The following is a 13,302-nucleotide window of genomic DNA, read 5'->3' on the forward strand; positions in this document are numbered from 1 at the left end:
AGCCGCTGTTTCGCCGTCAGCAGAATCTCCCGAGCGAACGCGTTGATCGCTTCGTGGCACTCGATGCGGCCGAGCCTCGCGTTGCTGAACCCCTGGTAGCCGAAGCAGGCGACGAGGATCCATCTCAGGGCTCCCGACCGCCCCTCGAGTTCTGCTAGTCGGTCCTCGTCGGGATCGTCCCGTTCCTTCTCGCGACGGATGGCCGCCTTGATCTCGTCGCGGGCGTCGACGATCGGCTGGAGGACGTCGACGAGCCGGTGACGGTGTCGCCGGCGACGGACAGCTCCCTGTAGACCTCGTTGCTCGTTTCGGTTACCGGGACGCTGAGCCGGAGCGTCGACAGCTCGCTCGTCGGCGTCGGATCGACGCCAGTCTCCAGACAGTACCGGAACTCGCGCGAGAAGTCGACGTTGAAGCAGGCGAGCTCTCCGATCGGATAGTCGGGGAGCTGGCGCGTTTGCCGGGCGAGCGAAGTCACGCGGTCGATGTGAGTGACGCCGACGGCGAGGACTGGTTCCTCCTCCCGTCGGAAGCCGGGTCGTCGCGCAACCCGTTCAGTCGCGACGACGTCCGGATGCCGGTCGTACACCGACTGGAGTCGCGAGAGGTCGAGATCGGCGTCTGGGTCGCGAGCGCCGACGTAGAAGCGTGGGCTGTGGTCATCGCGCTCGGTCGCGACGGCGCAGTGCCCGCCGGAACCCCGCCCAGCTTTCTTCGATGGCCCGCAGCGCATCCCGATACGTCGGCTTCGTGCGCCCCATCGTTATCGCCCTCCGGTCCCGGTTGCCGTCCACGCATCGAGCAAGGGATCCGGGGTAGCTGTTACCGTCTCACCGTCAGCGGTGATGCCCGTCCCGACGCCCTCCGAAGTCGGCGTCGAGGGCGACGGCGTCGTCGGTTCAACGCCGACCTGCGTGGCGCGTGCCGCGAGCAGCTGCTGCCAGTACGCGAACGTCGTCTGGTAGTACGCGCCGTCGACGATGTCGCGACCGACATCGTCGAGCGGTTGGACTCATACACGGAGGTGTCGCCGTCGGGAACGGGCTTTCACGTGCTCGTCGAAGGCGACCTTCCGGACGGCCGGAATCGTCGTGGGAGCGTCGAGTGCTACGAGACAGCGCGGTTCTTCACTGTTACCGGCGATTATGTGAGGGAACGCCGGAACGAATCGCGCGCCGACAGGACGCGCTGCGTGGCATTCACCAGGACTACGTCCAGCCGGACGAGGAGGCGAGCAACGATGCCGACGCCGGGGCGTCCGCGACGGCGGCCGCGGCGCCGGACGACGTCGACCTTGAGGACGAAGAGCTCCTTGAGAAGGCGAGGAACGCGTCGAATGGCGAGAAGTTCGAGCGGTTGTGGAACGGTCGTCTCGGTGGGTACGAGAGTCAGTCGGAGGCGGATATGGCGTTCTGTTGTTTGCTTGCGTTCTGGACGGGCGGCGACGAGTCGCAGATGGACCGGCTGTTCCGCGAGTCGGGGTTGATGCGAGAGAAGTGGGACGAGGTCCACTACGCGGACGGTGCGACGTACGGCGAGAAGACCATCGAGCGCGCCGTCCAACGAACTTCGGAGTTCTACGATCCCGAGACGTCGCAGACCGCGGATGACGTGGAAGCGGACGGGCAGAGCGCGACGTCGCGTGGTGAACAAGGGGAGGCGTATCTCGCGGAGAAAAATCGCGTATTAGCCGACCGTGTCGAAACACTCGAAGCGACACTCGAGGAGAAAGATGACCGGATCGCGGAGTTAGAAGCGATGATCGAACGCCTCGAGAACGAACTCGATGCCGCAGAGGCAGAGACGGATACAGAGACCGAGCGCGATGAAGAGTCGTCGGTGTGGGGTCGAACGAAGGGCTGGTTCGATCTGGAGTGACGACGTCTGGGGTGACGACAATCTACTTGGAGTTCTCATCGGAGACGGAGCCAGTACTACTCTGACTGCCACGGTTCCGCCAGTACGTCTCGGAGTCGTAGTCCTCGGGGTCACCGCCGAGATCAGCCGCGAGGTCATGGCGGAGCTATGCACGTGGCTTCTGGATCTCCTCGTGGACCGATTCAACTTCGTCGCCAACCGTGGGTGCTCAAGAGGACGGGGGAGAAATGCCACGTAATGGGGTTTGCCGACTCGGCATCGCAACCACGGATCACCGAGCTTTCAGGCATCGATCCGATTGACTTCAAAATTCAGAATACACAATTCCTTCAGGGCGACGCGGAGTACGAGCAGACTGGCGCAGAACAGTTCGATGTGCTCCGGCATCGGATCTGGGTGACGCGAAATGGGATGTTCAACGCGTACTCGACGAGTTCCCCCGAGATGCACCGTTGTACGAGCAGTGTGCTGGCTGGATGCATGCAATCGCTGGAAAGCACTTCTTTCCAGACGCGAACCATCGGACAGCACTCGTCCTCCTCCGTGAACTTCTGCGTCAGAACGAGTTCTCGCCGGGACGGTGGCCAGCGTCCGTCTCGCGAGAAACCGTCCTGCACTCCCATCGAGTACGTCGACAGCTCCCACCAGTCCGGCTAGATACGCTCTATCGGCACGACCGACTCTTCCTGGTCTGACTCCTCTACTTCAAAATCGTCCTGTGGAACCCAGCTCGATAATGTAGTCTCCGGCAGACGGAGTCACTCCTCGTCGTCATCGGGTGTCGCCGCGAACGCCTCGTATAGGTCATCATTGTCCGCCACATCACGATTCATGCGGCGTTGGGCGTCTTCGTGCATCGTACATTCCCCTACTCCGTTCGTGAATTTAGTCTTTCCGGAATCAATGGTGCGCGTGCACGTGTGGTCAGTTAGTGACTTCGACGGCTACGATGACGACGGGGAGGGGGCACGGCTGAGCATGGCATGTCGTCGCGACGGCGCCGACGACGCTACACTACCAATCTGCTATGGAGTTGATGCCGGCGATTCGGATCAGATATTCACGGTGGGCGTCTCCGCTGGTCGTGTTTCTCGCCCCTGTGAGGGCTGGAGGGGCCGATACAGTCCCTCTCAAACAGTATGTTCGACCACAACAAGCGATACAATCAACGACGTCCCGACACGGAACTGGAAACCGAACAGCACCCACGAACACCACTCCAACTCCACGTGCCGAACGACGTCGGGGAGGTCGCGATCCAGCGGTTCGTCGAAGGCGTCATTTCGACGCTGAAGCGTGAACGAGTCGGCGTCGAGTATACGTCGACGACGCTTTTCGGCGTGAAGCGTACGCAGTACCTCGCGCAGGGAGATGGAACGACCGTCCAGAAGCGGATGTATGATCCACGGCTCGGGTGGCGGGAGACGTCCGTCCGCCAACTCACCGTTCAGGATGATCTCGTCGCTCGACTCACGCTCGATCAACCAGTCGAGGATGGACAGTGGGCGCGACGCCGCGACGTGTGTCGGGTTCGCCCCATCGATGTCCTCCGAACTCGCTAGACGGGTTATTAACCAACACAAGAGGACTATTGGAAGGTTTGTTGGTTAAATCCGGATCTCCCGGAGAGGATGCAGTCGTTGGTGGGACGGTTCACAAGCGATACGGTCATACACTTGTTTACGACCTTCAAGCCTCAATGACGCGATTCTCTGACCCATCCGACCCACGAGCACCACTCCCGGAGTGGGTGCAGGAGGCCTGCCAGATTCTTCGCGACACTCCCGATGTCTCACAGAGCGACTTCACCTACGAGGAAGCCTATGCACTCCCTGAGGAGGCCGACACGTTCTCCACCGAACACAGTGACAGCGAGTACGCCGTCGAGCGACTGCTGAATCGTGGCTATCTCTACGAAGCCAACGGCACCTTCCGCGTCACCGAAACCACACTTGACTAGGGGGACGCGATCCCACGGGGTTCTCGGAGACGGACAAGAGTTGGAACGGCACGATAGAGAGACAACGTGTAGCGAAACGACAGGGCGCCCTGAGACGACCGTCCATAATGTATGAGGAGGCGTCCTATGTTTTTTACTACGGCGGGCTGAAGCAAATACACTTAGGACGGTTGATGATGGCCCCCAATATCTCTCCCCGCTATGGGTTTTACGGGTTAGGTGGCCTTTGCATAGCACTTGGGTTACAGCATGCTGTGTTTGAGGGGGATGGCATAGGGACGCTGCTGGAGTCACTGATCATCTGGATCCTTGCAATCGTCGTATTACGCACAGCATACACCCTTTCAGAGAGTAATATTTCCCACTCTGGACAGTGGCGGTCATTCTATCTCTCAATCGGCGTCTCTCTCTCGTTTGCTCTCCTAGCAGTTATTGTCTGGTTGATCTGGCATCTTGAGGGGAGTCCCGCTGAGCTGTCCTTTCTAGTATCGTTTGCCAGCACTCTCGGAGTAGCAGTCGGTACTCGAGGCAGTCTATACGCAATCGAGACTCAAGAGACACTCAAAGAAGCCCAAGAACTCTCTAAGCTGCTGCAGATCAATCAACGGGTGATGCGGCACAACGTCAGAAACGAATTGTCGATCGTGTTGGGCTACCTGGACGAGCTTGAACGCGACACCACTGCATCAGCGAGAGAGCAGAAGCTCACAATCATCCGCAAACGTCTAGAGTCCCTACTTGACAATGCCGAGCGGACCCGGCAGCTCGTCTCGATTTGGGAGGAAAAAGAGAAGCGGGAACTCGATCTGACGAAGGTGATCGAAGCACAACAAGCACGAGTCCAGGAGGAGTATCCGGACCGTACCCTTACTACGGACCTCCCGGAGTCCTGCCGTGTGCGGGTGAATTCAGCCTTCTCTCTAGCCATTGAGGAGGCGATCGAGAATGCATTCGAGCACAATCCAGCTGACACCGCCGTCTCAGTAGTAGTGAAGGAGGACCGCGATAGTGAGGTTGTCATTGAGATCAAGGATACGGGCGAGGGAATACCGAGCGTTGATCAAGAAGCGATCAACACCTCTGAAGAAACCCCACTCATTCACACCCTCGGACTTGGGCTATGGGTCATTTACTGGGTGGCAGAGATGTCGGACGGCCGTGTTGAAATCAAAGATAAGGAGCCACAGGGGACAATCGTTCGGATCATACTCCCACAGAGCAGATCTGGACCCATCGACTCCTATTGGTAGCCCCAAGGCACGTCGTAGCGCGGCTGAGGGTTACACGACAGGAGTGTGCTCGGTCAACAGGACTGTCCTCGGCGTGGTTCCGATGGCTATCTTCCCTCCGAAGAGGCCATCAGCCACTGAAGACAGTGGTATAACTCTCCGGATGAGGATATCCCGTTCGGCATTTCAGCCCTCAGTCGACTGTGTCCCCCCTAAACGAAAAGCAGCGTGAGTTCCCTCGTCTATCGGAACGCAACCCGATGCGCACGCTACAGTCGCGCGGCGTGACCGGCCGGTTAACCGACAGCTTATTACACGCAATCGCGTCACACGGTAGCAGTCATCAACGCGGTTCAGTCGTGCGATTAACTCGGATTAGATGGGATTAACACCGGGAGCGCACGCGAAAGTCACTCGAATTCGGCGATAGCGTCTGGACAGTTCATACGAGTGGCGGGGAATGTGGAGGTACGATGAACACCGAACGAATCGCCTTACTCGCAGTCACGGTCGCACTCCTCGTCGGTGGCGTGGCGACAGTGTTCGCACCGTCCATCGTCTCCGGGCCGGGAAGCGCCCCGAGTCAGGCCGCGGCGACGACCACCATCGTCGACAGCGGTGGGCTCGCGCCGCTACTCGGAATCGCGCTCTGGGGCGTGACGCTCCTCTTCGGGGCGACCGCGCTCAGCTGGCTCGTCCTCACGACCGTCATGGGGGCGGGCTACGAGACGCCGCCCACCGAGTACGGCCTCGACGAGATCCAGGTTCGCATCCTGACCGTCGACGCCGCCGACGTCGTCCAGGACACCGTCGACTCCCTCCCGGAGGGGCTCGACGACGTGCACGTGATCGCGGAGTCGCCCATCGACGTCTCCGAGGCCAGCGTTCACGTCGTCCCGGAGGAGTTCTCCTGTCGTGCCGTCCGGAAGGGACGCGCTCAGGAGTGGGCGCGCCAGGCGCTGACCTGTGAGAGGGAGTTCGTGCTCTACCTCGACGAGGACAGCGTCGTTGAGTCATTCGAGGGGCTTCCGGACGCCGATATCGTCCAGCTCCGTGAGAAGCCGCGCCGCACGGGGTCGAATCTGAGCTATCTGGCGGACATCTACCGGATGGGCGTCCAGTTCGAGCAGCGCGCGTTCGCGCGACTCTCGATTCCCCTCTTCGCGTGGGGTGGCGGCATCGCGGTTCGAACGGAGGTCGAGGAGCAGACGACGTGGGATCGGGAGACGCTCGTCGAGGACACTGCGTTCGTCTGGGCGGCCTTCCAAGAGTTCGACGTGACATTCGCGCTCTCGGACGCGGTCTGCCGGAACGAAGCCCCGCCGTCGCTGTACGAGATCCTCCAGCAGCGCCGTCGCTGGGCGGCCGGGAACGTCCAGGCGTCGACGATGCTCCCCCGGCGGTACGAACTCCTCACTCGCGTGAGAAACTACGCGTGGGCGCTCTCGCCGATTGTCACCCTGCTCGTCGTCCCGCTGTCGCTGTTGAGCGTGACGATCGTCTATCCCGGCCTGTTCTTCGTGGCGTCGATGGGACTGGGGCTGTGTACGCTCGGCTGGTTCCTCCTCGGCGTCTTCTACTACGGAGACGACTACCGGTATTGGGTGCTCGCACTCCCGCTGGCGCCGGTTATCACCGTCATCCACTCGATGGGAACGGTCATGGGGATCCTCAAGCCGCCGGAGACGTTCCGAGTGACGACGAAGGTCGGGGGCAAGTAACTCCTAGAGGACGTCATAGAACCAGTCTCACACCGTCACAGTAGGTGGTCGAGTCGTTAACGGGAGACTCTCAGTTACGCGCCGACTTCGTGGCGGGCACGCGTTGCAAAGAGGATGAACACTACAGCACCGATGTACCACACAATTAGGGCGGCGGTCACCCCAGAGGGCACGTCGAGGTAGGCGATAAACGAGAGAAGCCCGAGGTTGACGCCCATGATACCGATGAATTCGCCGACCGTGTCCGTGCGCTCGTTGAACTTCGTGCGATACCGGAAGACAGCGACGGGATACGCCTGCGCGAAGTACGCGACGCCCGCATACGTCCCGCCAATACAGGCGGCAACGTACCAGTACGGGACGAGGAGCGCGTAGACGGCGGCAGCGGCAAGCACGCCGACACCGAGCGCGACGGGGAGACTACGATTCATACGTGTCGTCACTCATACTTGTTGATAGTCTTTCCGTGCGCACAGCTACTAAACGGGTGTTCCGGGAGAACACCCGCATAATTAAGTCACGCAACAATTCCACCTCCGAGATTGTACACGGCTAGCCGAGGAATTCCCAAGGAAGCTATTGAGCAAGGTGTTCTCCGGGAATCACCCGCTGGCGAGAGGAGTACCCTCGGGATAAATACATACTCAAGTCTTAGCCTACTATGATTGGATTCAAAACAGATGCTTTTTGACTAACCGTAGTAATGTTAACAGCATGCCATCACCGAGACGCGAGCTTCTTAGCGTCAAATTGGAACTGTGGCATCCAGGCTGTTGGTCTTCCGAGGTTATGGACGAGACAGGTGCCGGCGTTCTCGGATATGGGTGCGTGATGGACGGCCGGCGGGCTTACGAGCGGTGTACTATCTATGGAGATACGCCGGATCACGTGGACGAAGCCGTCCAGACCGCGAAGGAATCCACTCGGATAAGCCACGTTCGAGAAGTGCAACCAACACCAACAGAGAGCATCGCCCCAGAGTCAGCTATTGGAACGTTTTCACAGGACGTATTTATCGAGTATGAGTTTACTGAGGGCATCGGTCCGGCCTTCTTTTCCCGGGGGTTCGTACTCAATGGAACGTCCCAGATGGAAGGCGGACAGGAGACTTGGCCGCTCTTGGTCCAGATGGATCGCTGCAGCCTCGGCCGTCGAATGGACGAAATCCAGACGGAGTACGATGCGAAAATTACTATGGAGCACGTTACACCGGCTGACCAAGACCGATTCCAGTCCTCCTTCGAAGACCGGCTAAACGAACTTACACCACGTCAGCATCAAGCCTACGAGCTGGCACGGCAGAACGGATACTATGAGTGGCCGCGAGAAACGAGTGTTCAGGAGCTCGCTGACGATCTCGGTGTCTCGAAAACGACATTCCTCGAACATCTACGCTCGGCTGAGAACCATCTTCTTGACCCACCTGAAGCGCAAGACTCGGTCGGATAGACGGCTCACCCGAGTATAGTAAGGTGAAACTCTTCGTAGTTCTTCCGTTGTCTGCTACTACGGTCTGGAGCATTTCGCTCACTGAACTAACTAACAGACCGAGATCGTACTCATGACAGAAGATATCGGGAAGCAGTGGACTGAGTTGTATCAGAAGAACACGAACCAGGAAAAGCCCCCGATGCCGTCGGAACCACTTCCGTTTGTGGACGAGAGAGACCATGAACTATGCTAGAGTACAACGAGCCAGAGAGGACAGAGTTTAGTAAAACGGGATTGGTCGCAGGAGTCCGACAAAGCATCCCAATTGCGCTCGGTGTATTCACCTACGGTATCGTCTTCGGGATTCTCGCACGGCAGTCGTCACTTGGACCGCTCGAAACAGTGTTGATGAGCATCTCGGTCTTTGGCGCGTCTGCGCAGTTCGTCGTCCTCGACCTCTGGACGTCACCCCTCCCAGTCATCGCTATCGTAGTCACAACAGTCGCGGTAAATCTTCGCCTCCTTTTGATGGGTGCGTCGATTCAGCCATGGCTCAAACGGCTCACCCCCCGCAAAACCTACGGGATACTCTATTTCTTGAACGACGAGTCGTGGGGACTGACGATGCGTGCCCGGTCGAATGGCGAGAACGACGCCGCATTTCTTCTCGGAAGTGGCCTCATCGTATTCGCTGCATGGATCAGTGCAACTGCCCTCGGCGTCTCAATCGGCGGTCTCATCCAGAACCCTGCCAAATACGGCCTAGACATGGCGTTCATCGCTATCTACCTCACCCTCTTGGCCGGTGTGTGGAATGGACGCGAAGACGCCATTCCCGTCGGTATCGCAGCGTTGGCTGCGCTCGCTACGTCTGTCGTGATTGCGGGGAACTGGTATATCATCATCGGCGGACTAACAGGAAGCATCGCTGGCGTCGTCCGAGATGAATATGTCTAAGATACAGATGAGTACAGTCTCACTCGCCGCTATCGCCGGGATGGCAGTCGGAACGTATCTTACTCGGGTCGGCGGGTATTGGTTAGTAAGCCAGTTTGAGCTGACTCCCCGGTTCCAAGCGTGGTTGAGCTACGTTCCGGGTGCAATCTTCGTGTCGCTCATCGTGCCTAAACTTGCACACGGAGGCCCCGCCAAGTGGATTGCTGGCCTCGCTGCGCTCATCGTCGCGTGGCGTTCCGGAAACATCCTCTACTCAATGCTTGCGGGAATCGGAGTCGTACTACTCCTCCGCCATCTGCCAGTGGTCGCGTGACGGTGGCTTCCCCGACTCTGACACCGGATGCTCCGCGAACGTAACGTATAGTCTCCCGGTCGGTATCGGCGTGATCACGCCTACATTAACGCGACACGCCCAATATTTACGTATTCCTGTGTCTACATAGTATTATATGAGACTTCGGACATTGCCGTCGCCGTCGACAACAACCTGAAGGCCCAGATGGACGACCACCCGGACGGTTTAGGGGCCTACCACCCGATCTCGACGTATGGAGTGTCCGGACTGCGGCGGATCACAGATCTCCCGAGAGGTTGGCCCAGGGTGGTCGCCGTCAACACGGCTGGTCGACGTATTCGTCGATCTAGAGGAGGGCGACGGCATCACGCTCCACCGGCAGTGTTGGACGTGTGGGTGGCACGAAGACCGAGAGATTGCCGTGACGGAAATCGAGGCGGAGCACGGCGACCCGGAAACGGTCGCCCACCAGCAACGACTCACCGAACTCGTCAACGAACTCGAAGCAATCGAGGATACCGAGACACTCAAAGCGATTCACCGAGACGTCCGACAACGTCAATCGACGGACGTCGCGGCGACAGATACAGGAGACGGGGAATGACCGAAGCGAACGCCACCTACCCGGTGGAAGATGCGACAGGGAATCCGGACGACCCGTCGTTCGAGGCGGTGTGGACGCTCCTATGTGAGCGCGGGCAGCATCCCCGCGTCGACCATCCGGATGCGCATTTCGACGAGATCATGGCTGACGTCCTCGAGCGCTACGATGAGGAGACTGTTCGCACGGTCACACATCGTATCCTCGTCGAGTTCCAGCCGTTTCGCACGGCAACCGCTGACCTGGGTGTTCGACCCGTCGACGGCGTCCGGATCGGAACGACAGCCGTCGCGACGCTCCGCGAACTGCAGGCGGAAACGTAAGCTGGGCGGTTCGTATCCCACGGGCGGTGATGTGCAATCTCTGTGCATCCGCCGAAACCGTTATGCATCTATGTGCAGAACATGCACATAGAATGAGTGCCAGCGACGACCCCCGGCGAGTGCACTTCCAGTCGCCAGAGTACCTCGTCGACCGGCTGGACGCGATCGCCGACCTCTTCGACACGGACCGGACGGACCTCCTCGTCGAGGCGATTCGTGAGTACATCGAAGACACCGCCGACAGCGAAACGTTCCAGGAGCTGGTCGCGACGAAGTACTACGACGACCAGCTCGCGTTCGAAACGGTCAAGCAACTGGTCGGCGCCGAGACCGCCCAGCGGCTCCGCCTTCTCAAGGCGGACCTCGAGGATGAGCCGCTCGATCTCGCTGCGCCCGACGACGTCGACGTCTACGAGGGGGACGTGACGACGGTCGACACTGCGGGCGATGACGACCGATGAGCGGTCAGCAACTGCGAACCGCCGTCGCTGACACGAGCGCCCTCGTCAGTCTCGCCGTACCTCGTGCGGATGCAGCGGTCGGGCCCGATGTTCCGGATCCCTTCCAGTACCTGCTCACCTCCTGTGACGTCGTCGTCTCCTCAGAAGTGGTCGCAGAACTCCGCGATATCGCGCAGTATCAGGATATCCACGCCGCAGCTGCGAGCAACGTCCTCGCGGCCCGGAACCACTACAGCGTCGAAGATCCGTACGAGCACGACGAGGCACCGGACGCCCGGCCGACGTTCGGCCTCGACGACGGCGAAACCGACGGGATCGTCCTTGCGAACGCGCTCGACGTCGACGGGTTTCTCACCGACGAGTTCGGTGGGACGAACTTCCCGCTGATTCACGCCGTGCTACAAGGCCCACGGATCGTCCCGACGCCGCGGCTCATCGTGGAGTACGCTCGAAACGGGTATCTGAGCCACGAGGCGGCTCGAACACTGATCACGATAATCAGCCCGCATCGGAGCTGGGAGAACAGCCCCTACGTCACGCAATTACTCCAGCGCCTCGATGAATAATCGGCCCCGAGTCGCCGCCATCGACGAACTGCTCGCCGAGCACCCAGTCCCTGCGACAGCTCCTGAACGGCCGAGGCCTTTCTGAGTCCACCAATTCTGTCAATTGCCCATCGAGCGACGTAACCAGCTGGACAGGTGTGTCCGTACCGGCCCGCCCCGCTCGCCGCTGCCGCCCTCCGCTTGCTCACGGCTCACTTTGTTCGCCGTTCGCGTCGAGCCGCTCCCTACGGTCGCGGCTCGTTTCGCTTGCGACCGACCATTCCGGGCGTGCGGGCGCTCTCCGCACCGCCCGCGCCCGTTCCGGGCTAAAGTGCATGTGCCCTCGGCGCCAGCGCTTCTCCCGTTCGGGTCCTACGGACCTCGGCGAAGCCGACCGCGACGGACGTAGTTGCGTCGTGGCGAACGGGGAATGCGCTGGCCGCTCGCTCCGGGCGGGTCGGCGCGCGGTGCTAGATGAGTACTCCGTCGAGGGCGCGCTCTCGCTCGCGCCCCAAGGGGCGCTCGCGAAGGCGCGAGCGAGAGCGCGCAGAGTCCTGTCGGTCGTCGTCAGTGAGGAAACCGCGATGTTTGGGCATCGCGGTGTCAGCGCGTGAGCGCCTTCGGAGTATGTGAACTCCAATGTCCAGTAACAACGCTAGCGGAAAGGTCGTTTCGGTGGATGAACAGGCATTCGAGGACGTCGAGCGCGAGACGGTCGACGAAGACAGCTTCACGGTCGTGGCGGAGACGCCGGCGTTCCAGGCGACAGTCAACGAGGAGACGCAAGCGAAGGTGGATGCAAACCACCCGGAGGGAATCGCAGACGCGGATCAGGAGCGGATTCCCGGTGTGACGCTCGCACAAGAGGAACGCATTAAGGCGCGTGAGGCGGAGTTGGATCGGATCAGTGCACAGGCGGAACTCGGCGAGCAGGATGGACGTGCTGAGCGGGCGCGTGACGTCGCGGCGGCGCGGAGCGCCGAGTGGAACAGGGAGTTCGATCGGCGGGCGGCGAGCGTGGATCGGTCGTGTAGTCCGGACCGAGATGCCCGGGAGGTGCTCTCCCGAGAGGAACTCGGGGCAGTGAACAAGCAGGCAGGCCGGCTGGCGGACGAACTCGGTGGGTGGTCGCGGGCGGCGATCAGTCGGCGGCTCGCACAGGCGGTGCTCGACGGCGCGGACATCACGCGTGCCGTCCTCGACGTGAAGGACGAACTCGAAGCGGCGCCTGGACAGGTCATCCCCATCAATCGGGTTGAAGACGTCGATCGTGGCGAGGTGAGCATCGACGGTCGTGTCCGCGAGTTGTGGGAGCCAAGTTCCGCAAAGATCGCTCAAGTTGGGTTGCTCGAGGACGAGACGGGGCGGATCAAGTTCACGAGTTGGGAGAAGAGCGGGATGCGCGAGGTTGCAGAAGACGAGCGCGTGCGCGTTCGGGGCGCTTCAAAGAACTGGTACCAAGGTCGGGTGTCCATCGCGTTCACCGGCTGGACCCACCTCCACTTCCCTGAGCGCGGGCGGTACTGGGAGTAAGACGACCATCGCGGGCTCTTTCTTTTTTGTCTGCCAGACCAGACCCAGGCCCCGCCGCCCCACCCTCCCCTCCGTGCTCGCCTCCACAGGGTCGCTGCGCGCGCAGCCACGACCTATCTATTATCTGATGACATCTGAGTGCAATGTATCCTGACTTGTCCGACCGTGCTGGTTGTCGTCGCCAAGAGTGACTGTGGGTGTTTGATGCCTGTAGATATCCCAAATGATCGTCAACAGTGGGGTCCGGTGTGAAACGTCCAACAGTAAATTCGCGATTGCAGAGCATGTCAAGCACATCAAAAAATTAGATACGGAAGAGGTTCGAGCAGAAAACGATTAGCCGAGGAGAAGGGCGGGCCCGATGCAGC

At 60.3% G+C, this 13,302-nt stretch carries 13 protein-coding genes and 3 pseudogenes; 13 read left to right on the forward strand and 3 right to left on the reverse strand.

The annotated features are described in order from the left end of the window. Both IEX91_RS13525 and IEX91_RS16340 read right to left on the reverse strand, forming a co-directional pair. A pseudogene (locus IEX91_RS13525) lies at positions 1 to 682 on the reverse strand (hypothetical protein); the annotation flags it as partial. Positions 683 to 763: 81 nt separating this feature from the next. Continuing rightward, positions 764 to 976 (reverse strand): annotated as a pseudogene (locus IEX91_RS16340) (hypothetical protein); the annotation flags it as partial. Between IEX91_RS16340 and IEX91_RS13530 the strand changes: the two are divergent. The 5 genes and pseudogenes from IEX91_RS13530 to IEX91_RS13550 form a co-directional block, all read left to right on the forward strand. Then, positions 974 to 1,878, forward strand: a pseudogene (locus IEX91_RS13530) (phage NrS-1 polymerase family protein); the annotation flags it as partial. The pseudogenes IEX91_RS16340 and IEX91_RS13530 sit on opposite strands and share 3 nt — an antisense overlap. Positions 1,879 to 3,017: 1,139 nt before the next feature. Further along, positions 3,018 to 3,440 (forward strand): hypothetical protein, encoded by a 423-nt coding sequence (locus tag IEX91_RS13535; RefSeq protein ID WP_188879637.1) that lies wholly within the window; start codon positions 3,018 to 3,020, stop codon positions 3,438 to 3,440. A 137-nt stretch (positions 3,441 to 3,577) separates the two neighbouring features. Continuing rightward, positions 3,578 to 3,838 (forward strand): hypothetical protein, encoded by a 261-nt coding sequence (locus tag IEX91_RS13540; protein ID WP_188879639.1) that lies wholly within the window; start codon positions 3,578 to 3,580, stop codon positions 3,836 to 3,838. Between the two features lie 107 nt (positions 3,839 to 3,945). Then, entirely contained in the window at positions 3,946 to 5,088 is a 1,143-nt protein-coding gene (locus tag IEX91_RS13545; protein WP_188879641.1) for a sensor histidine kinase, read from the forward strand. A gap of 452 nt (positions 5,089 to 5,540) precedes the next feature. Beyond that, on the forward strand, positions 5,541 to 6,788 hold the full coding sequence (locus tag IEX91_RS13550; protein ID WP_188879643.1) for a glycosyltransferase family 2 protein: 1,248 nt from the start codon (positions 5,541 to 5,543) through the stop codon (positions 6,786 to 6,788). Positions 6,789 to 6,862: 74 nt separating this feature from the next. On the opposite strand, the gene IEX91_RS13555 is transcribed toward IEX91_RS13550, so the two are convergent. Further along, positions 6,863 to 7,219 carry a hypothetical protein gene (locus IEX91_RS13555; RefSeq protein ID WP_188879645.1) on the reverse strand — a complete coding sequence of 119 codons (357 nt, stop codon included), beginning with the start codon at positions 7,217 to 7,219 and terminating at the stop codon, positions 6,863 to 6,865. A gap of 358 nt (positions 7,220 to 7,577) precedes the next feature. Here IEX91_RS13555 and IEX91_RS13560 point away from each other — a divergent pair, with 358 nt between their 5' ends. The 8 genes from IEX91_RS13560 to IEX91_RS13595 all read left to right on the forward strand — a co-directional run bounded on the left by IEX91_RS13560 (position 7,578) and on the right by IEX91_RS13595 (position 12,934). Further along, positions 7,578 to 8,237 (forward strand): helix-turn-helix domain-containing protein, encoded by a 660-nt coding sequence (locus IEX91_RS13560; RefSeq protein ID WP_188879646.1) that lies wholly within the window; start codon positions 7,578 to 7,580, stop codon positions 8,235 to 8,237. A 228-nt stretch (positions 8,238 to 8,465) separates the two neighbouring features. Further along, positions 8,466 to 9,176: an AzlC family ABC transporter permease gene (locus tag IEX91_RS13565; RefSeq protein ID WP_188879647.1), complete on the forward strand. Its 711-nt coding sequence runs from the start codon at positions 8,466 to 8,468 to the stop codon at positions 9,174 to 9,176. Beyond that, a complete protein-coding gene (locus IEX91_RS13570) occupies positions 9,169 to 9,489 on the forward strand; it encodes an AzlD family protein (RefSeq protein WP_188879648.1) in 321 nt (106 codons plus the stop codon). Before IEX91_RS13565 ends, IEX91_RS13570 begins: the two co-directional genes overlap by 8 nt. A 235-nt stretch (positions 9,490 to 9,724) precedes the next feature. Then, complete coding sequence (locus tag IEX91_RS13575) at positions 9,725 to 10,075, forward strand: hypothetical protein (protein ID WP_188879649.1); 351 nt, start codon at positions 9,725 to 9,727, stop codon at positions 10,073 to 10,075. Then, complete coding sequence (locus tag IEX91_RS13580) at positions 10,072 to 10,395, forward strand: hypothetical protein (RefSeq protein ID WP_188879651.1); 324 nt, start codon at positions 10,072 to 10,074, stop codon at positions 10,393 to 10,395. Before IEX91_RS13575 ends, IEX91_RS13580 begins: the two co-directional genes overlap by 4 nt. A gap of 92 nt (positions 10,396 to 10,487) precedes the next feature. Next, on the forward strand, positions 10,488 to 10,856 hold the full coding sequence (locus IEX91_RS13585; RefSeq protein WP_188879653.1) for a hypothetical protein: 369 nt from the start codon (positions 10,488 to 10,490) through the stop codon (positions 10,854 to 10,856). Next, positions 10,853 to 11,422 carry a hypothetical protein gene (locus IEX91_RS13590; RefSeq protein ID WP_188879655.1) on the forward strand — a complete coding sequence of 190 codons (570 nt, stop codon included), beginning with the start codon at positions 10,853 to 10,855 and terminating at the stop codon, positions 11,420 to 11,422. The genes IEX91_RS13585 and IEX91_RS13590 overlap by 4 nt, the downstream gene beginning before the upstream one ends. Positions 11,423 to 12,040: 618 nt before the next feature. After that, positions 12,041 to 12,934, forward strand: coding sequence for a DNA-binding protein (locus IEX91_RS13595; RefSeq protein WP_188879657.1), 894 nt, complete (start codon positions 12,041 to 12,043; stop codon positions 12,932 to 12,934). Positions 12,935 to 13,302: the final 368 nt, after the last annotated feature.

It is taken from the genome of Halarchaeum nitratireducens, from assembly GCF_014647155.1.
Taxonomy (GTDB): domain Archaea; phylum Halobacteriota; class Halobacteria; order Halobacteriales; family Halobacteriaceae; genus Halarchaeum; species Halarchaeum nitratireducens.

Excerpts from the sequence above, each read along its gene's own strand:
- IEX91_RS13535 (WP_188879637.1), top strand. The coding sequence starts at position 3,018 with ATGTTCGACCACAACAAGCGATACAATCAACGACGTCCCGACACGGAA.
- IEX91_RS13540 (WP_188879639.1), top strand. The coding sequence starts at position 3,578 with ATGACGCGATTCTCTGACCCATCCGACCCACGAGCACCACTCCCGGAG.
- IEX91_RS13545 (WP_188879641.1), top strand. The coding sequence starts at position 3,946 with ATGTATGAGGAGGCGTCCTATGTTTTTTACTACGGCGGGCTGAAGCAA.
- IEX91_RS13550 (WP_188879643.1), top strand. The coding sequence starts at position 5,541 with ATGAACACCGAACGAATCGCCTTACTCGCAGTCACGGTCGCACTCCTC.
- IEX91_RS13555 (WP_188879645.1), bottom strand. The coding sequence starts at position 7,219 with ATGAATCGTAGTCTCCCCGTCGCGCTCGGTGTCGGCGTGCTTGCCGCT.
- IEX91_RS13560 (WP_188879646.1), top strand. The coding sequence starts at position 7,578 with ATGGACGAGACAGGTGCCGGCGTTCTCGGATATGGGTGCGTGATGGAC.
- IEX91_RS13565 (WP_188879647.1), top strand. The coding sequence starts at position 8,466 with ATGCTAGAGTACAACGAGCCAGAGAGGACAGAGTTTAGTAAAACGGGA.
- IEX91_RS13570 (WP_188879648.1), top strand. The coding sequence starts at position 9,169 with ATGTCTAAGATACAGATGAGTACAGTCTCACTCGCCGCTATCGCCGGG.
- IEX91_RS13575 (WP_188879649.1), top strand. The coding sequence starts at position 9,725 with ATGGAGTGTCCGGACTGCGGCGGATCACAGATCTCCCGAGAGGTTGGC.
- IEX91_RS13580 (WP_188879651.1), top strand. The coding sequence starts at position 10,072 with ATGACCGAAGCGAACGCCACCTACCCGGTGGAAGATGCGACAGGGAAT.
- IEX91_RS13585 (WP_188879653.1), top strand. The coding sequence starts at position 10,488 with ATGAGTGCCAGCGACGACCCCCGGCGAGTGCACTTCCAGTCGCCAGAG.
- IEX91_RS13590 (WP_188879655.1), top strand. The coding sequence starts at position 10,853 with ATGAGCGGTCAGCAACTGCGAACCGCCGTCGCTGACACGAGCGCCCTC.
- IEX91_RS13595 (WP_188879657.1), top strand. The coding sequence starts at position 12,041 with ATGTCCAGTAACAACGCTAGCGGAAAGGTCGTTTCGGTGGATGAACAG.